Source organism: Leptospira wolffii serovar Khorat str. Khorat-H2 (genome assembly GCF_000306115.2).
Taxonomy (GTDB): Bacteria; Spirochaetota; Leptospiria; order Leptospirales; family Leptospiraceae; genus Leptospira_B; species Leptospira_B wolffii.
The window spans coordinates 518,900-538,548 of sequence record NZ_AKWX02000020.1 but is presented as its reverse complement, the minus strand read 5'-3'; the positions used below and the strand labels follow the sequence as shown (position 1 = coordinate 538,548).

Annotated in this window: 12 protein-coding genes; 8 read left to right on the top strand and 4 right to left on the bottom strand. The window is 45.4% G+C overall.

Features of this window, described 5'->3' with window-relative positions; genetic code table 11:
- Positions 1-60: 60 nt before the first annotated feature.
- On the top strand, positions 61-612 hold the full coding sequence (folE, locus tag LEP1GSC061_RS15725; RefSeq protein ID WP_016546129.1) for a GTP cyclohydrolase I FolE: 552 nt from the start codon (positions 61-63) through the stop codon (positions 610-612).
- Positions 613-615: 3 nt separating this feature from the next.
- Here the strand turns inward: folE and LEP1GSC061_RS15720 are convergent, their stop codons facing one another.
- Entirely contained in the window at positions 616-1,317 is a 702-nt protein-coding gene (locus LEP1GSC061_RS15720; protein WP_016546659.1) for a lysophospholipid acyltransferase family protein, read from the bottom strand.
- A gap of 237 nt (positions 1,318-1,554) precedes the next feature.
- Between LEP1GSC061_RS15720 and acs the strand changes: the two genes are divergently transcribed.
- From acs to mtnP, 4 genes are all read left to right on the top strand, one after another.
- Positions 1,555-3,522, top strand: coding sequence for an acetate--CoA ligase (acs, locus tag LEP1GSC061_RS15715; protein ID WP_016546336.1), 1,968 nt, complete (start codon positions 1,555-1,557; stop codon positions 3,520-3,522).
- Positions 3,519-4,319, top strand: coding sequence for a cobalamin-binding protein (locus tag LEP1GSC061_RS15710; protein WP_016545984.1), 801 nt, complete (start codon positions 3,519-3,521; stop codon positions 4,317-4,319). The genes acs and LEP1GSC061_RS15710 overlap by 4 nt, the downstream gene beginning before the upstream one ends.
- Before the next feature lie 648 nt (positions 4,320-4,967).
- Complete coding sequence (locus tag LEP1GSC061_RS15705) at positions 4,968-6,569, top strand: methyl-accepting chemotaxis protein (protein WP_016546284.1); 1,602 nt, start codon at positions 4,968-4,970, stop codon at positions 6,567-6,569.
- A 77-nt stretch (positions 6,570-6,646) separates the two neighbouring features.
- Positions 6,647-7,510 (top strand): S-methyl-5'-thioadenosine phosphorylase, encoded by an 864-nt coding sequence (mtnP, locus tag LEP1GSC061_RS15700; protein WP_016546573.1) that lies wholly within the window; start codon positions 6,647-6,649, stop codon positions 7,508-7,510.
- Here the strand turns inward: mtnP and LEP1GSC061_RS15695 are convergent.
- The gene (locus LEP1GSC061_RS15695; RefSeq protein ID WP_016546617.1) at positions 7,501-8,361 is read right to left on the bottom strand and encodes an alpha/beta hydrolase; all 861 of its coding nucleotides are present in this window, start codon (positions 8,359-8,361) and stop codon (positions 7,501-7,503) included. The two genes, mtnP and LEP1GSC061_RS15695, sit on opposite strands and share 10 nt — an antisense overlap.
- Positions 8,358-9,719: an alkaline phosphatase D family protein gene (locus LEP1GSC061_RS15690; protein ID WP_040508982.1), complete on the bottom strand. Its 1,362-nt coding sequence runs from the start codon at positions 9,717-9,719 to the stop codon at positions 8,358-8,360. The genes LEP1GSC061_RS15695 and LEP1GSC061_RS15690 overlap by 4 nt, the downstream gene beginning before the upstream one ends.
- 59 nt (positions 9,720-9,778) lie before the next feature.
- Between LEP1GSC061_RS15690 and LEP1GSC061_RS15685 the strand changes: the two genes are divergently transcribed.
- Complete coding sequence (locus tag LEP1GSC061_RS15685; RefSeq protein ID WP_016546820.1) at positions 9,779-11,581, top strand: methyl-accepting chemotaxis protein; 1,803 nt, start codon at positions 9,779-9,781, stop codon at positions 11,579-11,581.
- Here the strand turns inward: LEP1GSC061_RS15685 and LEP1GSC061_RS15680 are convergent.
- Positions 11,578-15,498, bottom strand: a complete 3,921-nt coding sequence (locus LEP1GSC061_RS15680) for a PAS domain S-box protein (protein WP_040508980.1) — start codon at positions 15,496-15,498, stop codon at positions 11,578-11,580. The two genes, LEP1GSC061_RS15685 and LEP1GSC061_RS15680, sit on opposite strands and share 4 nt — an antisense overlap.
- Before the next feature lie 283 nt (positions 15,499-15,781).
- On the opposite strand from LEP1GSC061_RS15680, the gene LEP1GSC061_RS15675 reads away from it, so the two are divergent.
- Together LEP1GSC061_RS15675 and LEP1GSC061_RS15670 are read left to right on the top strand one after the other, a co-directional pair.
- Positions 15,782-18,754: a DUF2339 domain-containing protein gene (locus LEP1GSC061_RS15675; RefSeq protein ID WP_016546088.1), complete on the top strand. Its 2,973-nt coding sequence runs from the start codon at positions 15,782-15,784 to the stop codon at positions 18,752-18,754.
- Complete coding sequence (locus tag LEP1GSC061_RS15670) at positions 18,744-19,628, top strand: M48 family metallopeptidase (protein WP_016546072.1); 885 nt, start codon at positions 18,744-18,746, stop codon at positions 19,626-19,628. Before LEP1GSC061_RS15675 ends, LEP1GSC061_RS15670 begins: the two co-directional genes overlap by 11 nt.
- Positions 19,629-19,649: the final 21 nt, after the last annotated feature.

Below are 19,649 nucleotides of genomic sequence, written 5' to 3'. Positions count from 1 at the left end.
ATTAGGCCAGAGAATCGTCTAAATACAGAATCGCGATTCTCGAAAGGAAGAAGGGAAACATTGGAACAGGAAGTAACGAACATACTGAAGGAGATAGGAGAAGATCCTAAAAGGGAAGGACTCTTAAACACTCCTAAACGGGTTAAAAAAGCCTACGAATTCCTCACCTCAGGATACAGAGCCAATATCGATACCATAGTCAACGGAGCTATCTTCGAGGAAGATAGTGAAGGTATGGTACTCGTTCGGGACATAGAAATGTATTCTCTTTGTGAACATCACCTTCTTCCTTTTTTCGGAAAGGCTCACGTCGGTTATATTCCGAACAAGAAAATCATCGGCATTTCCAAGATTCCCAGGATTGTAGACGTCTTTGCCAGAAGATTACAGGTTCAGGAAAGAATGACCGAGCAGATCGCGAACGCGCTTATGGAAGTATTGGATCCGCTCGGAGTCGCTGTGGTCATCAAGGCCAAGCATCTCTGCATGATGATGAGAGGTGTGGAAAAACAGAACTCGGAACTATTCACCTCCTGCATGTTGGGAGAATTCAAAACCAATATGGTGACTAGAAGCGAATTCCTGGATCTGATCCGAACCGGATCCACCTGATCCTTATTTGGATCTTAATTCTTCGGCTTTCTTTTCGGCTCTGGCTTTGTTTTCCAGCATTGCATGCTCTACCCTAAGGCGCTGTTTTTCGAATCCTTCCTCGTCCAAGTCTCTTGGAATGAGGATGGGTTCTCCGTAAGATATCACAAAAGTAGTAAAAGGTTTCGGAATCCTATGCTTGTCCCAAGATTTCTCCGCGATCCATTGCCGGGTGCATTCATAATGGAAAGGCAGAATAGGAACCTGAGAAACCTGAGCCGCCGCGATCAATCCCGGTTGTACGATCCAAGCCGGTCCCCGCGGTCCGTCGGGTGTGAAAGCCGCCGGCAAATTCTTTCTTAAGTGTACGATCATCGCCTTTAAGGCTCGGGAACCTCCTTTAGAGGAACTCCCCCGAATACTTCCGTTTCCGAAACGATGAACCACTCCGGTAATAAAATCCCCGTCCTTGGATTCGGAAATCAAAACCGCGACCTTACGGTTTCGATTCAGATAAGGTGAATACAATACGTTAGTATGCCAGATGGAAAGAATGAACGGCTTCTTATTGCCGAACAAGGCGTCGAAATGCTCCCGCCCCAACTCCACTTTTCGGGAACTCAAACCGATCAATCTTTGTAAAAATACTACGACTGTTGGCACGAACCATACGAGGAACTTTCTCTTAAAACTGTCCCGGCTTTCCGGGATCGACGAATCCGACATTGATGGCGAACATATTATAATACGGTCGAGAGGCACTTCTTTTTTAGGTCTGAGAATCGATTTCGTTTGATTCTTTAGAGGCAGATCTTCTTTCCTCTAAGATCGAATCCAAAACAAACGTTCAAATTTGGAACACTTTCAAGGATTCCTTTTTCAGAAGCAACGGAATTCGATTCGAGAAATACTGGACAGTTTATATTTTGGTTCGCATTCTATTCGATTGCAGAGGTGGACCCAATGGCGAAGGAACGAATCGTTCAACCTTTTCCTCATTTCAAAAAAACGGCAAATATTACGCTTAAAGAATATAAGACCTTATACAAGGAATCTATCGAAAACCCCAAGAAGTTCTGGGCTAAGCAAGCCACGGAAAGACTTTCCTGGTTCAAGAAATGGGACAACGTTCTTTCCCATGATTTCAAAAACGCGAAAGTACAATGGTTCAAGGGTGGAAAGTTAAACGTCTCCTACAATTGCCTGGATCGGCACCTGGATTCCCCCTTAAAGAACAAGGCCGCAATCATCTGGGAAGGAGACAATCCCAACGAATCCAAGGTATACACCTATCACGATCTTTACAGGGAAGTGAATAAGGTCGCGAACGTTCTCAAAAAATTAGGCGTAAAGAAAGGAGACGTGGTTCTCGTTTATCTTCCGATGATTCCGGAACTAGCGATCACCATCCTTGCCTGCACCAGAATCGGGGCGATCCATACGGTGGTGTTCGGCGGATTTTCTCCTGAAGCTTTGCAGAGTAGAATAGAGGATTGCAAACCCAAACTCATCATAACCTCGGACGGAGGATATAGAGGAGGCAAGAGTCTAGATCTGAAACGGGCGGTCGACACCGCTCTGGATCTTTCCTCACAAAAAGTCAAAGACCTGATCGTAGTGAAACGAACCGAACAGGATGTGAATATCAACTGGAAAGAAGGCCGAGATCATTGGTGGCATTTTCTAGTGAATGATCCGGAACTCCCCTCCTATTGCAAACCGGAGCATATGGATGCGGAGGATCCTCTTTTCATTCTTTACACTTCCGGTTCTACGGGAAAACCGAAAGGAGTATTGCATACTACCGGCGGCTATCTTCTCGGCGTAAATATGACCTTCCATTACGTTTTCGACATTAAGCCTACGGACACTTATTGGTGTACCGCCGATATAGGCTGGGTGACAGGACACAGTTATCTAGTATATGGTCCTCTTTCCAACGGAGCGACTTCACTCATGTTCGAAGGAGTTCCTACTTATCCTGATGCCGGAAGATTTTGGGATGTGATCGACAAACACGGAGTAACCGTATTCTACACCGCACCGACCGCAATTCGTTCCCTGATGAGGGAAGGTGTGGAACTGATCCAGAAAAGAAGCCTCAAGACTCTTCGCCTATTGGGTTCCGTGGGAGAACCGATCAACCCGGAAGCTTGGGAATGGTATTTTAAGAATATAGGAAAATCCAAATGTCCTATCGTGGATACTTGGTGGCAAACGGAAACAGGCGGTATCATGATCTCTCCGATTCCCGGTGCGATCGCTCAGAAACCCGGTTCGGCGACTCTACCGTTCTTCGGAGTACAGCCGGTCTTATTGGACGAAAACGGTAAGGAAATCGAGGCTAAGGGAGAAATCTCCGGAAATCTTTCCATCAAATTTCCTTGGCCTTCCATGATGAGAGGTGTATTCGGAGATGCGAAAAGATTTTACGATACTTACTTCTCCATTTATAAAGGATATTATTTCACTGGAGACGGAGCGAGAAGGGACAAGGACGGTTATTATTGGATTACGGGTCGAGTAGACGACGTAATCAATGTATCCGGACATAGAATCGGTTCCGCGGAAGTGGAGAGCGCTCTGGTGGAAAACATCTCGGTGGCAGAAGCGGCGGTCGTAGGTTTCCCTCACGATATCAAAGGACAAGGAATCTACGCGTATGTGACAGTGAAACAAGGAGTCACTACGAACGATTCTTTAAAAAAGGAATTGATCGCAACGGTAGAAAAGGTGATCGGTAAGATCGCAAGACCCGATGTCATCCACTGGGCCCCCGGACTTCCTAAGACCAGGTCCGGAAAGATCATGCGCAGAATTCTCCGCAAAATCGCCGGGGGAGAATTCGAAGGACTGGGCGATATCTCGACCCTGGCCGATCCTAGCGTCGTAGAAAAACTGATCGAGGACAAAAAGAAATACCATAGTTGAACCGCATCGGACCACAAAGAATCGTTTGTTTGACCGAAGAAACTACAGAGCTTCTCTATTTGTTGGGAGAGGAGGACCGGATCGTGGGCATTTCCGCTTATACGGTCCGCCCTCCGCAAGCCAAAGAAGAAAAACCGAAGGTCTCCGCATTTATCAACGGAAACATCAAACGAATCAAAGATTTGAATCCGGATCTTGTGGTCGGTTTCTCCGATATCCAAGCCCAACTCGCCCACGATCTTGTGAAGGAAGGCTTAAACGTTCTCATTACCAACCAAAGAAGTTTAACCGAAATCTTCCAAACCATTCTGATGCTGGGAGGATTGGTGGGAAAATCGGAAGAAGTCCTTCTTCTCGTAGAGAAATACAAGAATCGTTTGGAGGAAATCCGAGAAAGATCCAAAACCAAACGTAGGGTTCGCGTATTTTTTCAAGAATGGGACCAACCGATCATAACCGGAATCCGCTGGGTATCCGAGTTATTGGAAATCGTTGGCGCCGTGGATACGTTCTCTCATTTAAAGGACAAGTCCCTGGCCAAAGATAGAATCGTAAGCCTCCATGAAGTCGGAGAATCTAAACCCGACGCCATAATCGGATCTTGGTGCGGCAAGCCCATGGATTTCGAATGGGTCCGTTCCAGAGAAGAGTGGAAACAATCCAGAGCCTTGACACAAGATCATATTTTCGAAATGGACCCTGCGATAATTCTCCAACCAGGCCCGGCTTTATTCGAAGAAGGTGTCCTGGTATTGGAAGGTATCCTAGATCGGGTCAGATCTTCGGCAGCGAAGTAATCCAAAAAACCTTAATCATTTGGATACTATCGTTCTTTCCGCAATCATGGCCGCGGATTGTACGATCAATGCGGTCTTCGCAAGGGATACTCTTGTGAACACGATTCTTTTCTTCATTTATTTTTTTATAATGATCTATTCCTCTCTTTTGGGAGAAAAAATTTCGTTCTGTTAATAGGATTGCTTACGGTGATCGAAGTTTCCGTATCCTTATACGTAGGCTAAAAAAACGGACTGATACTAACGGAAAACGCGAAATCCATAAGGAGCAAAAGAGTATTTTAGGAGGATTCTTAAGCGAACTGGATCAAATAAAGGCCGCCTCCAAAGACATTCTGGAATCCACCAAAGAGCAGACTCTCGGGCAGGGAGAGGTTATCAAAACCATAGGAGAATTGGAAAAAGACATAAACGAAATTACCGACGAATCCTCCAGCCTCAATTCCGAAATCGATCCCATCAAAGACCAGGCTTCCGAACTTAGAATTCTTAGCGACCAGGTGGGAGATAAATAACCTCTAACGTATTCCGTTTATATACTGGAAATTTTGCGTCTATTTGGAATGATACTTACGGGAAACTTCCCAAGGGACATTCCATATAAAATTAAGTCCCTTTCCCGATATCCTTTAGTGCAGGAGTAAATGAATGGAGCTCTCCATTAACAAATCCGTTTCTTTGGACTCTACGATCCTTCAAATTTGGAAAAACGGTGCCATCGTAATAAATCGGATTCGATTCGGATTGGTTTTATTATTCGTCGTCTCCCTTGCAGGAGCTTATAAGAGTTTTCAACCATTACAATTCGCCGTTCATGCAATCGGCACTCTCGTGATGGGTATCTATTGCATCATAGATTTTATACTGAATCGCAAAGGTAAGATGCCTGTGGGATTTCATAAACTCTTGGTTTTATGCGATGTTACCGTCATGAGTGCGACCTTGATTTTGGATGGCTTCGTAAGTCCTGAGGTAGCAGCAAGCTCCTTGAAGAACGTCGTCTTATTCTTCATTTATTTTTATATAATGATCTATTCCTGCCTATTAGGAGAGAAGAATTTCGTACTAATCGTAGGAACCTATTCAACGATCGGAGCCGCACTCGCATTGGTCACGGCTATCAGCCACGGAGTGGGTTTCGTAGACGATCCGGAGCTCGTAAAAATCAACACGAATCTAAGCGCCTCCACGGAAATCATCAAGTTGGCTTTCATATTTACCGCAGGTGTGATCCTAGCGCAACTAATGCGGCTATTCTTAAAACTTACGGAAGAAGGGAATCGGCTCTATCTGGATTCCACCTCATTCTTAGAGAAACTGAAGGGAAACCAAATCATTATCAACGGATCCGCGGAGAGTCTGGAAAATTCTCTCCTGAAATTCGCGCAGTTCATCAATCGAACGGGCGAGAAGATGGAATCTCAGGCGGCGTCTCTGGAACAAGTCAATGCGGTATTGGAAGAGCTTTCTGCGGCATCCAATAACACCTCCCATTCCATAGAAACACAGAACAAAAGTCTGGGGGAATTGGTGGGCAGTTCTCAAAAACTCGAGGGCATAATTTCCGCTATCACCGAATACAGCGGAGCGCTTTCCAGCTTCGCGGAAGACAATAAGGCGGATATGGAGAATGTTACCATCGCCGCGGAGAAAACCAAATCTTATCTCGCGGATATCGCGAGTTCCTTCAATCGAGTGGACGAGATCAATCAGATCATGGGAGAGATCGCGGATAAGACCAATCTTTTAGCGCTCAACGCATCCATAGAAGCGGCAAGAGCCGGAACGGCAGGGAGAGGATTTGCGGTAGTCGCAAACGAAGTGAGCAAACTTGCCGACTTCACGTCGGAAAACGCGAAATCCATTTCGAGTATTGTCCACCAATCCCAAACCTTCATCAACGAAGCCAAGACCGCATCCGCAGAAACGGGAGATCTCACGGAAAAGCAAAAGTTTAAAATTCTGGAGACTTCGGACAGAATTTTGAAAATGAACGATCTCTATCTGGAGCAAAGAAACATCATCCGTAGATTCCTGGAAGAATTGAACAGCATCCGTTCCGTCTCACATGAAATACAAGAATCGGCAAAGGAACAACTCGTAGGTCAGCAGGAGATGATCAAGACCATGTCCCAATTAGAGAGAGACATCAACGAAATCAATCAGGACTCCGGAAACCTGAGTACCGAAATTCAAAGCATCAAAGATAAGGCTTCCGAACTTAGGGTTCTCAGTCGCAATTCCGAATAAGTTTCCTTATTCTTTACAAGCAAACGGGCATTTCCTTCTATGGATTAGAAAATCCCGATCGATTGGAGGAGTAAAGAATGGGAACCAAGGTAAAAGCAGCGATTATCGGTGGGACCGGTCTTTATAGCCTAGACGGAATGGAGCTAGTAGAGGAAGTTTCTCCCGAGACTCCTTGGGGAAAACCTTCCGACACGATCAAGATCGGTAAGATCCAAGGAAAGCTCATCGCTTTCCTGCCCAGACACGGAGTCGGACATTTCATTCTTCCTAACGAAGTTCCGGTCAAAGCCAATATATGCGCTTTGAAAATTCTGGGAGTAGAGGAGATCGTAGCCTTCAGTTCCGTAGGAAGCCTTCGCGAGGAAATCAAGCCTCTCGACTTCGTCCTGCCTTCTCAGATCATAGATAGGACGATGGGAAGAGAATCCACTTTCTTCGGAAAGGGAGTCGTGGCGCATGCGCCCTTCGCCGACCCGTTCTCACAAAGTCTTACCGATCGAATCAAAAAAGCGGCGGCTAAGATCAATATAGGAATTCACGAGAACAAAACGTTAGTTTGTATGGAAGGACCTTTATTCTCCACACGAGCCGAGTCACATATGTATCGTTCTTGGGGAGCCGATATCATCAACATGAGCGTGGTGCCCGAAGCGAAGCTAGCCAGAGAAGCCGAGATCGCTTACCAAATGGTCTGCATGTCTACTGACTACGATTGCTGGAGAGAAAACGAGGAAGCGGTTACGGCCGAGATGGTGATCGCCAATTTAGGGAAAAATGCGGAAACCGCAAAAAAACTTCTCTCCGCATTGATTCCGGACTTAGGAAACGGAGACGATCTCAGTTTGAAAAATAGCACCAAGTATTCCATTATCACCGCTCCCGAAAGAAGAAACCCGGATGCGGTCGCTAAACTTAAGGTCTTGTTTCCGGATTATTTCTGATTTCCTGAGACTCTGCGTCGGGAATGAATACGATCCAGTATCGCGGATAATTCCTTCTGGTATTTGGGAAAGAAGGAGAGATTATTATGATTTCCTCCTTCTATTTCTATTAATTCTATATCGGTAGTTCCGGACAATTTGCCGATTTCATAAAGCTTTGCTCCTTGACGGAAAGGAACGATCTCATCCTCGTTTCCGTGAAATATGGAAACGGGGCAGGAAACTTTTCCGATCTTATCTTCCGATCTAAGCGAGTAGGATAAAAACCAACCGGGTACAAAAGGATAAAACTCCCGAGCCAAATCCGCCATAGAAGTATAAGGGGTTTCTAATATGATATGCCGCGGTTTTCTTCTGAGTCCCAACTCCAAAGCGACTCCGGTTCCTATGGATCGACCATAAACCAGGATCTCTTCCGATCTCTTGCCTTTTCTATTCTCTAAAAAGTCGAACCAGGACTCCGCATCCTCGTACATCCCTTTCTCGGATAGACGGGCCTCGCTTTTTCCGTATCCTCTATAATCCGTCATGAGGAGATCCCATCCTCTAAGAACGAAATCCTGAGAGACCCCTCCCCAGGTTCTGAGGCTTCCCGCATTTCCGTGAAAATACAAGACGGTCCCCTTAGAAGGGCCGATCGCAGGGAAGAATAGTCCGTAAACTTTATCTCCGCCCTCGACTTCCAAAGAGACCTCCTCGAATGGATAAGGAAAAGCGAATGTATAATCTTCCGGTAAAATTTCCGGAAAGAAGATCAGCTTGTCCTGATTCTTATACAGTAATCCGATAAGACCGATCAGAAAAAGAAGGACAATCGCCAAGAGATAGATCATATTTCTTCTCGCCTTCATCTGGGCGAGATTTCCCTGGACCAAAGAGTCCTTCCTTCCGCATCAAATACGCTCATTTTAAGAAGCCTACGTTTGGGGGGACCGGTAATCTCTATTAAACCGAAGTTTCGCTTGTCGTCTATTAATGTACCTTCCACACGAAGAGGATTTTTTTCCGTTATCGGAGCGTGCGTAGAAGAAGTGAGCGGAGACACAGTGAAATCGTACAGAGGCTCCTCCCCGTTTTCCTCCAAGAAGGAAAGCTCCGTAAAATGCCTGTCGCCCGTAAGAAAGATAACGTTCTTGATCTTCATTTTACGGATCGCAGATAGAAGTTTCTCCCTTTCCTCGGGATAGGTAGCGTAATTCTCGAATACCGAGAGAGGATTCAAGACCTGTCCTCCTACCGCCACGAATTTGAATTTCGCCTTCGAGAACGCCAATCCGTTGATCAACCAATCCAGTTGCTTCTTTCCGAAGAATTCCCTTTCTCCGGTTTTATTATCGTTCGCAGTACGAAAGCTACGATCGTCCATTAAAAAGAATTGTGCATCACCCCAAGTAAAGGAGCCGTAAATTCCGTCTTTAGCATAATTCGGATTCGCCCAGAAAAGCTTGAACATCTCTTCGGCGGTATCTCTCATCCAAAAAGAGGCGTCTCCGTCGTTAGGTCCCCAATCGTGATCGTCCCAAATCGCATACTGATGTACATCCGCCAAAAGAGGCTGCAATTCCTCTAAAGATCTTTGTTTCGTATATCTATATAAGAATCCGGTCCTGGATTCCCAATCCGGTTCTCTCAGATATATATTATCTCCTAACCAAAGCATGAAGTCCGGACGGAGAGAATGGATCGAAGTATAGATGGAATAGTCTCCGCCGTAAGGTTTGGGTTGGGTATCGTATTTCGGATCATTTACGAAAGCGCAACTCCCCAATGCAAATTTTAGATCGGGCGCCCCGGAAGTCTTACCGATCCAAATCGCCTGGACCTTGAATTTTTGAGCCGATTTCGGTTCCTGAAATTTTCCGTTCACATAGATCCTGTATTCGTAAACCTTTCCCGGTTCCAATTGGTCGGCGATAAGATGGGCTACGTTACCCTCTTTATGTTTGGAAACTACTTCTTGACTTTGATATTTCTTATTAGGATCTTCTTCCGAAAAGTATTCGACCTGCACTCTGGAAGGTGTTCTGGTTTGTACCCATATCTTCACTTCCTTATGAGTCGAATACCCCAACATCGGACCGGAGAGGATGAGTGAAGGCGAAGCTGTGTCGGAATTACCACTTTTTCCATAGACAGCCAAGTGTAGAAACAACAAAGCATGGAACGAAAAAAGCAAATGTGTGGAAGATAAAAACCGTTTGCGTCTCATTGATCAATAACTTGTCGGAACCTGCGGCAGCTTTCAAATAAAAAAAGGAAAAGTTAGAAATGACGAACGGGGAATCTAGAAAAATCAGATGGAGGCTCACTCTAGGCCTGGAGCTATTAACTTCGGTCGTGGCGGTCCCGTTAGCGGTTCTGTTCATAATCGTCGCAGGCGGTTACGATTTTCAGAAGTCCCTAGCCTTGATTTTAGCTTCCACTGCCGCCTTATTCTCCTCTTTCGTTTTTCCTACGATCCGATTCCTGTATTTGGGACGACTCCTAGGAAAACTAAATCCGGCGAAATGGGAAAAATTAAACTCCAAAGGAAAGTCGGGAGTGAAGAAGAAGCTACTCAATTTTCCGGTATGGAATAGCGCTTTCTATATCGTGCAATGGAGCTACGGAATCCCAGCCGCATGGACTATGATGCATATAAGCTTCCTTCCCACTGCCTCCGAATCCATACCTTTTCTATTTCTCCCTTTTATCATCTATCCTATCCTAGGAGTCTCTCATTTCTTTTGGACCGAATCCGTTCTTTCCGAAGTTTTAGGTTCCGATAAATTGAACGGCCTTGCGGTGGAAGAGAGATCGATCTTCAAAATTTCCATGTTCATCCGGATCATTTTCACAATCGTATCCATCGCATCTTTGCCGGTGATCATCTTCGGATACCTTCTAGTCGCGGAGACATCCGGATGGATCAAACTAGGTGATCTGACCCTGACTCTCTGCTTAACCTTGCTTTTCATGCTGATCACAGTTTCGGTCGCGTCTTCTCTGCTCACTAAAAGCGTAAAAAGCAATACGGACAATATGACCGAAGCGTTCCAGGGAATGTCCGAAGGAGAATTGCAGTTTCTTCTTCCCATGGCCTCCACGGACGAATTAGGAAGAAGCACGAGAATGTTGAACGATTTCGTGAAACGTCTTAGGATCGTGGTTAAGACCGTGAACCGCGAATCGGAAAAACTTGCGCAAAGTTCGAAAACGCTAGAACAAAGAACGAAAGATCTTTCCGTAAAAATGCAGGAACAAGCCGCATCCGCGGAGCAAATGAGCGCCGGGGTGGAGGAAATAGCGGCCTCCGTCCATTCCACTTCCTTACGAGCCGAAGGGCAGTCCGTCACGGTGGAGAAGGCGACGGAATCCTTAGTGGAACTGGAGGAAAGAATCCGAAACGTTCACGCTTCCTTGATAGAAACAAAAAGCGATTCCGATAGAATGAAAATCGAAACTTCGGACGGAGAAGCTGCTTTACGTAGTACTAGAAACGCTATGTCCGAAATAGAGTCCAGCACTGCAAAAATGGAATCCAGCGTTAATGTGATTTATGAGATCACGGATAGGATCGGGCTACTCTCTCTGAATGCGGCCATAGAAGCGGCAAGAGCGGGAGAAGCCGGCAAAGGCTTCGCGGTCGTAGCCCAGGAAATTTCCAAATTAGGGGAGCAGACGCAGGAGAATGCAAAAAGGATCCGCTCCACTTTGACCGAAGCGGTGCAAGCTACGAGCAGAGGACGAGAAGTGATCCAAAATACGGAAAACGTTTTCAAGAGAATAGGAGATACCGCCTTGAATACTTCTCAAAGAATCCATAATGTCTCCGTCTTGTCCGATTCTCAACTTACGGCAAGTGCCAAGGTCAAGGACGCTTTCGGAGAATTGATCCGATCCGCGGATGAAATCCGCAATCATACTAAGGAGCAGTCCCAAACCTCCGCGGAATTTACGAAAACCATCGGAATCATCGCCGAATCTACGGAATTTCTAAACGGAATCGTAAACGATATAGACGTTTTAGCCGAGAAATTGGCAACCCAGGCCGACTCTCTCAAAAAGGAAATGGAATTCTTTAAGACCTAACTCTTAGGAAGAATGACTTTAAAAACGGTTCTACCGGGCTTGGATTCGAATTCTATCCTTCCTCCGTGCTTTAAAACGATCCTTCGGGAAATATCCAAGCCCAATCCGCTCCCTTCTCCAGGAGCCTTGGTTGTATAGAATGGATCGAATATTTTGGCACGGATTTCCTCGGGTATTCCGGGCCCATTGTCCATTATGGAAACGGAAACATCGGAATTGGAATCCTTGATCGTGATTTTGATTTTTCCTTTAAACTGCATGGCTTGCAGCGAATTATAAATGAGATTGGTCCAAACCTGGATCAGATCGTCCGGATAAGCGGGAACGATCGGCCTGGATTGGAAATCCAATTGAACCTCTACGCCGTTCTTGATCTGGTTATGGTAGATCGTAAGTACTGTCTCTATGTTTTCCGCCAAATCGGTTTCGATCTTACCGCCTCCGGAATCGATATGAGCGAAACTTTTAAGAGCGTATACGATTTTGGAAGTACGATCCACAGCCAAGCGAATGGAGAGCGCATTCTTATACGTTTGGATTTCCTCTATCGCAAAATCCAATAGAGGCGCATTCGAATTGGCAAGGAAAACGTCCGAAAATTCTTCCAAATAAAAATGCATTCCCACATCGGTCAGACGATCCGCTAAATCGAATGAGTTCTCGTAACCCCAAGCGCTTAATTTCGTTTTTAGCTGTTTCAATACTGATCTTCTTTCCTCTCTCGAAATGGAGAGTTCCTTATTCGAAATTCCTTTCGCTATAAATTCGGAAAGTCTTCGAATATAGACCGGATCGGCACTCGAAAAATAAGGCCCCAATCTTTCTAATCTTTCGGGAGAAGCTTCCAGATACGCCCTTAACTCTCCGCTCAATGCAGAGATAGCGCCTAAAGGATTATTGATCTCATGCGCTATCCCCGCTACCAATTGGCCTAGGGCGGCCATTTTTTCAGAAAGAATAAGTTGGTCTTGGGTTTTACGAAGATTGTCCAAGGCCGACGCAAGTTCCGAAGTGCGGACTCTTACCGCATTTTCCAATTCTTCTTTGGCTTCCCTTCTCTCCGAATTCAGAATCAATTGAGTGACCTGCTCGGCTACGGTAACGGCGAACTGTTGTTCGTAACCCTTCCATCTCCTGAGATAACCTCTATGCTCCAGACAGATTACTCCATGGATCCCTCCTCTTAAAAAGATAGGAGAGTCGAGAAGCGATTGGATTCCGAGAGGAATACTATACGACTCCGCGAATTCGCTGGTCCTCGGGTCATGCACTACATCCATAGCGTCCACGAAACGTTCCGTCTGTATGGATTTGAAATAATTCGGATGATCCGCTAGATTCATCGTCAGCTTTTCCATGCTCTTGTCGGACCTTCTGTCCCAGCCGGCCACCAAACTCCATTCCTGTTTGGCCTCGTCCTCGAAAAGCCAAACGGAAGCTCGATCGCAATCCAAAGTACGGGTGCACATGCGAACGATATTTTCCAATCCCGCCTTCAGATTTCCGGAGGCAAAATCCGGATCGGTCGCTATTTCCAAGAGCGCATTCGCCTGTCCGGATAATCTTCTGGAATCTTCTTCTTTTTCGCGAGCCGCGGCCTTTGCTGAGGTATTGTTTCTTGTGATGGCCACCAAGGCCGGACGACCTAACAAATTCACGATTCTTCCGGAGAATAGTGTATCGACGATGGTCCCGTCTTTTCTTTTGAATTGTAACTCTAGATCGCGAAGAATTCCCGTCGTCTGCAATTGATCGATCAACTTGCCTCTCGTTTCCGCATCTTTCCAGATCTTAAGTTCCGTCGCAGTTCTACCTATCACTTCCGTTTTCGAAAATTGCAAAAGTTCCTGGAACATACTGTTTACGTTTATATATCTTCCAGTTTCCAAATCCGAAATCGAAACGGTATCCGGATTCATATCGAAGACCTTTTCAAAGAGATTTTTACTCTCTTCCAATCGATCTAAATACTCGTCACGCTGGGACTCCACATTCTTCTTATCCGTGATATCGATTAATAATGCCAACAGCATCATTCGGTCTCCCATTTTGAAGACCCTGTTTCCGGAAATGACATGTCTTTCCGATCCGTCGGAATGGTTGATGGTCGCTTCCACATTTTTGGACCAACCGAGCTCTTCCAGTTCCTTCTTGATTCTGGCCCGATCGAATTTCGTTTTCCAGATCCCCAATTCTATCGAAGTTTTCCCTACGATCTGTTCTCTGGTATACCCGATAAGATCGCAGTATGCTTGGTTGATTTCTCGATAAGTGCCTGTTTCCAAATCCGACAAGGAAACTGCGGCAGGGTTCATTTGGAAAATCTTCTCGAAGAGTTCCTTATTATAGCGGACCTCTTCGTTCAACCTAGCCGTTTCCTCCTCAGCCTTGATGCGATCCGAGATATCGGTAGCAAGAGAGATCACGTGCTTCCTACCGCCTAATTCTACGATTCGGCCTGAATACAAAACCGGAATCTTGGAGCCGTCCGAAGCTCTAAAGGTGGTTAGTATATTATTCACCTCATCCTTAGTTCGCAGTAATTCGTAGATCTCTCCTCTTTTGCCGGGCTCGAATTCCCAAATACGAATGTCGGGAGTCAATCTACCGATCACTTCTCCCCTGTTTAACTTCACGTATTCGAGGAATTTTTCGTTCACATCCATGATCTTCTTGCTTTCCCAATCCGTAAGCACGACTGCCGAGGGAATCAATTGGAAAAGTCTTTGGAAGAGTTCGTTGCTTCTTTCCAAAGCCGTTGCGAGTTTTTTTAGATCGTCCTGAACTTCCTTAATATGGGTAATATCGTGTCCGATCGCGAGGATCTTTTTTTCTCCCCCGGCTTCCAGTACCCGAGCGGAGAATAGCATAGAGCGCAATTTACCGTCCGCGGTTCTCATCTTAATTTCTAAATTTTCGACGGAACCTTTTTCCTGCAAAAGTCCACGAACGATTTCCCGATCCGAAACATCGTAATATACTCCCAAATCGATCGGAGATTTACCTAAGATCTCGTCTCTCGTCTTGCCGACGAATTTTTGGAATATTTCGTTCGCATCCAAATACGTGCCGTCCGGACGAGAAAGAGTAATCGCACTCGGATTCAATCTGACGATCTGGTCCAAAATCTCCTGGTTTTCCTTCAGCTCGTCCAGGATTCTCTGCTTTTCGATTTCTTCTTCTACTCTGTCCGTGATCGGAACGGTAATGGTGAGTAATTTTAGGGATCCGCCGAATTCGATGGGGTGAGCCGAAAAAAGTCCCCAGAATTCGTCTCCTAGTTTATTCTTAAAACGTAATTCTAGATTTCTAACGAATCCTTGTTTCTTTATGGCATCTACGATCTTAGCACGGGGACCCACCAAAGACCAAAAGCCCAGTTCCTCGCTGGTTTTTCCTAAGATCTCGGATTCTTTATACTTTACTTGGATGGCGAATTGCTTATTGACTTTGATATACTTACCGGTCTCTATTTCGGTGATCGCCATAGGTAAGGGATTCATATCGAAGAATTTTTCGAGAACCTTCCAGGCTGGATTCGAAGCAGAGAAATTCTCCTCCTCCGATGAGACAAATTCCCTCATCTGGACCCAATAACTGATTCCAGGCTCGGCTTCCGTAGTGACCCGATATCCCCTGCAAAGACAGGAAATGGAGTTTCCGTCTTTAGAATGGAAGGAGCTGACGAACCAATCCGTCTGTTCCTGGATCAACAATTTCTGTTGGAGGCTATTATGCATCTCGGAGACGGAAGAAAAATCCGCCTCCAAGAGCTCGTTAAGAGAATATCCCAGAAAGCGAGTCCCGGCCGGATTCGCATCCAGGATCTTGCCGCTCTGGTCAAAAACCAAAATGCCATCCCCTAATCGTTCGAAGAACTGTCGCAGAGAATTTATATATGAAACCGGGGATTCCAAGGCGATTTTCCAAACGATCCTAAGGAGGAACTTCTCAAATACTAATCGACTCAAGAACCGTAGAAAGTATTTTTCAAAGGCCGATCTTTTTTTCCTTTATCCGAAAAACTTCGCCGCGAGAACTCTTATTTCTCTAATTTCGATACGGATTCTATAGCGGAGGGATTAGATTCCCGGCCCAAATCCCCCGTTATGCGTCGCTCAAAAACGGTCACCCCTCCCGTAAAATCCGACTAAAAAGAAATTTACATAGGATTCGGGTCCTGCTGAACTCATAAGCCCTATGGTATTATTGGCCGTTATTGGTGTATTATTTCTGATTTTCTATCTGGTATTTCCGTTCATTCTTAATTCCAGAATTGCGGAGCTGTCCGAAAGAGTCAGGGAACTAGAAAAAAAATTGGAAGAGCGAGGGCAAGATTCGAAGGCGGTCTCCAAATCGTCTTCTCCCCAAAGCCCAGCTCCGAAGATTCCCGAAAAACCGATACAGATTAAGGAAGAACTTCCTAAACCGAGCAAAGACGCGCCGAAGTCCCCCACGGTTCCGAAAGTTTCCTCTCCCGCTCCGGTCCCTCAGCCTACTCCTGTAATCCAAAGATCTCCCGTTTGGGAAAAATGGGAAAGGCAGATCGCCGACAATTGGACGGGAATTCTGGGAACCGTGATCTTAACGATGGGGGTGGGATTTCTAGGTATCTATGCCGCCTTAAAGATGTCTGCATTCTTCCGGTTCCTTCTTGTGTTGGGAATCGGCGCCGCGTTATTCGCAGCTTCTATTCTTCTCGTCCGAAAAGATTTCTGGAAGCAGATAGGATATTGGGTCAGAAGCGGCTCCGGTGCGGTAATATTGTTCGCATGCGTAGGATCAATTGCGATTCCGGGAATGAAATGGATAGAGAACGAGTGGCTGGGCTTATCGATTATTCTTTTCGGAATCTCGATAAATCTTTCGTTAGCTTGGTTCGCTTCCCTCCAAAGATTCGCAAGTCTGCATATCGTTCTTAGTTTGATCGCATTGGGAATTCTTCCCTTGTCCTCTTTGATCTTCGGACTTGCAGTTGCAATCACAGTATTCAGTTTAATTCTTTCTTATAAAGCAAAATGGGAATACCATCTTTTGGTTTCCGTTCTGTCTTTCCTAATCTTCAATCTTCTCTACAAAGGGCATTTTTCCCAGAGCGATCTCGAAGTTGGAATGGGACAATCCAGATGGATCGGCGTATTTTCCACGGTTACGATAGGAATCACCGCATTACTCGTTCACTACAGAAAGATCTATGGCTCTGAAAAATTGGAAGGACTACCTTTCATTACCCATTTAGTTTCCTGGGGAAGTACGGCATTGGGCCTGGCTTTATATGCCACAGGATCCAAATGGAATCCGCCCATTCTACTCTTGAGCTCGATCGCGGTTTATTTTATAGCGAGAACTGCCCGCCAAAAAGGAATCCGTTGGCTTTATCTGACGGATACTTTGGTGTCCCTCGGCATAGCGTTTACGGGAATCCTTTTATTAGGACGCTGGGAATTCGACTCTTATTCCATCTCAATCTTAACTAGTATATTATTCCTAATCTTCTTTATCATAAGCGTAGAAGAAAAGGAAACAGCGCTCAAAAATTGCGGAGCGGCGTTTCTACATCTCTCCTGGTTTTCATATTTGATTCTGCTCTTCTTCAGAAAAGTACAAGGAGATAATCTGGGAGAAGTCTCCAGAACGATCGAAACCTTGGGCATGGTCGTAATGGCTTTCGCCGCTCAAATCTACGATTCTCTGCGGCATAGAAACGAGAAGCAAGCCTGCGACGATATCTATGGTCTTACGGGAGAATTTCGCGTCTCTCCGGCGGGAATTTTTATCGGATTATTTTCTTCAGCCTTTTGCTTCCAGACCCTAGAATGGAAATATTCCGAAATCTTCCTGCCACTTTACGGAATCGGCCTACTCTATATTCGCCAAAATAGAAACTGGAACGGACTGGGTATCGGAATTCTACCCTTTGTTCTTTCGATCCATTTATGCATAATCGGTCGGATCCAAAATCTAGAGGCATTGGAAGTGCTGGGAAGGGATTTGCCTCTTCTTGGGTTCTGCTTCTTCTCCTCTTTCTTTTCTAAATTCAAAACCGATTCCGGAAAAACGGCATTTTACTCCTGGCCCGGATCCGCGTTATTTTCTTTGCATTTGCTAGTTCTCGCCTACTGGGTAACGAATTCTTTTTCTCCCTTTCTACCGGGAATCATCTGGTTGATGCTTTCCCTCTTTTATTTGGAACTAGTCACCCTTACCGGAGAAAAAAAGGAAGAATGGGCTCTGAACTGGAAGCAATTTCTGATCCCCTCACAAGGAGTATTCTACTTATTCTCTCTCGGATTCGTAGGATTCTTCTTGGGAGCGCATTTCTTAGTGCATCTGCAATCCGAATCTTCCTTCGGTTTCTTCAAGATTCGATTCTTGATCCAGATATTCGCGGTCGCTTGTTTTCTTTATTGGGCGACCAACAAAGCGGTTCCTTCGGAAGAGAATTCTCTTTGGAGAAAAATTCTGCCCCTCTTTTGGGAATTAATCGTTATCTTCATTACGATCATCATCGCCTTGGAAGTTCCGAACAATTGGCTGGCGGTTTCCTGGATTCTTTGGGCTTTCTTATTGGATACAATCGGTTTAAAATATCAGAATATAATTTCCAGATTTAGATTCTACTCGCTACTCTTCTTCTGGTATTCCTGTATCTATGTGGCGTTCGTATCCAGCTCCACAATCTCACCATCCGTCCTCTGGAAAGACCAGGAATGGTTGGGAGGTCTCGTTTCCATAGTATTACAGACGGCTTATCTATTCCGCGCCTATTTTCTACCTCCTCACCAAGGAGGAGAATCGGAAGGTTTTCCCCTATCGGTAGTGGAGCTTGCGAAAAAGATGGAGAATCATTTTAATACCGCAATTTTCTATCCGTTATTCGCAGCGGTCGCATTCTTTTTATTTTGGAGTTTCGATTCTTCTCTTCTTACATTGCTCTGGATGATCGAAATCTTCTTCGTATTCCTGATCGGACTCGCGTTAAAAGAGAGTCATTTCCGTTACGTTTCCTTGGGGGCGATGGTAATTTGTCTGGGTCGTCTGATTTTTTGGGATCTCGCGCAATCTTCCACGATTACGAGAGCACTCGTATTTTTAGGAGTGGGTGGAATTCTGATTTTGATGAATACTATTTACGGAAAATATAGAAGTAAGGAGAAAGAGAATGTTCAGTAAGCGAACCCTATTCTTAATCGCCATCGTAATATCGGGTTTCGCACTTTCCTATTTCGCTCTTAAGAGCAAGGTCACTGTGCAGTTACCCGCTACCCTCTCTCCCGCTTTTCAACTTTTGGGTAAGCCGATTAAAACAGTGGATCGCTCTCTTACGAAGCTTTTGCCCATTAACGATCTGGACGAGAAACGTCTAGGCGATTCCATCGCTCTCAGATATGAATCCTACGGGGAGAAGGGAGGCAAAGTACATTCTTATCTAAAAAGCCTGATCTCTAAGTTAACGAAATACAATTCCAAGAATTTCGAATATAGAATCCTAGTCATGCCCACTTCTTCTCCCAATGCATTCGCTATGCCCGGAGGAGTCTTATTCGTGACCCAGGGGCTTTTGGACACCGTCCATTCCGAGGCGGAGCTCGTAGCGATACTAGGACATGAGATCGGCCATGTGGAATTATCCCATTGTATGGACGGAGTAAGAGGAGAATTATTAGCCCGCAAATTCGGTTCGGCAACTTTGGGAGAATTGGCCGATCTCGCCGTAGGTCTTTTGATCCGTCCTTCTTTCAGCAAGAACCAGGAGGATGAGGCGGACCAATACGGTTACGAATTGATGATCCGAGAAGGCTACGATCCTCTGGCGATGAGCCTGACATTTTCCAGACTGAAAGAATCCATCGGGGGAAAAGAAACCGCAGGTTCTCCGATCGAAGAATATTTCATGACTCATCCTTATTTGAGCCATCGCTCCGAAAAATTCGCGGAGAAGGCTAAGAAAATCGAATCGGGGTATTATTACGTAGGTGTGAAGAATTTGAAGGAATATTCTTCGCGTTACGACACGGAATACGACGACGAATTCGTTCTAAAATAATCGCAAACTCTTGAAGGCTCT

Bases quoted from the DNA above. Each gene is read 5' to 3' on its own strand.
- LEP1GSC061_RS15720 (WP_016546659.1), bottom strand. From the start codon at position 1,317: ATGTCGGATTCGTCGATCCCGGAAAGCCGGGACAGTTTTAAGAGAAAG.
- acs (WP_016546336.1), top strand. From the start codon at position 1,555: ATGGCGAAGGAACGAATCGTTCAACCTTTTCCTCATTTCAAAAAAACG.
- LEP1GSC061_RS15705 (WP_016546284.1), top strand. From the start codon at position 4,968: ATGGAGCTCTCCATTAACAAATCCGTTTCTTTGGACTCTACGATCCTT.
- mtnP (WP_016546573.1), top strand. From the start codon at position 6,647: ATGGGAACCAAGGTAAAAGCAGCGATTATCGGTGGGACCGGTCTTTAT.
- LEP1GSC061_RS15695 (WP_016546617.1), bottom strand. From the start codon at position 8,361: ATGAAGGCGAGAAGAAATATGATCTATCTCTTGGCGATTGTCCTTCTT.
- LEP1GSC061_RS15690 (WP_040508982.1), bottom strand. From the start codon at position 9,719: ATGAGACGCAAACGGTTTTTATCTTCCACACATTTGCTTTTTTCGTTC.
- LEP1GSC061_RS15685 (WP_016546820.1), top strand. From the start codon at position 9,779: ATGACGAACGGGGAATCTAGAAAAATCAGATGGAGGCTCACTCTAGGC.
- LEP1GSC061_RS15675 (WP_016546088.1), top strand. From the start codon at position 15,782: ATGGTATTATTGGCCGTTATTGGTGTATTATTTCTGATTTTCTATCTG.
- LEP1GSC061_RS15670 (WP_016546072.1), top strand. From the start codon at position 18,744: ATGTTCAGTAAGCGAACCCTATTCTTAATCGCCATCGTAATATCGGGT.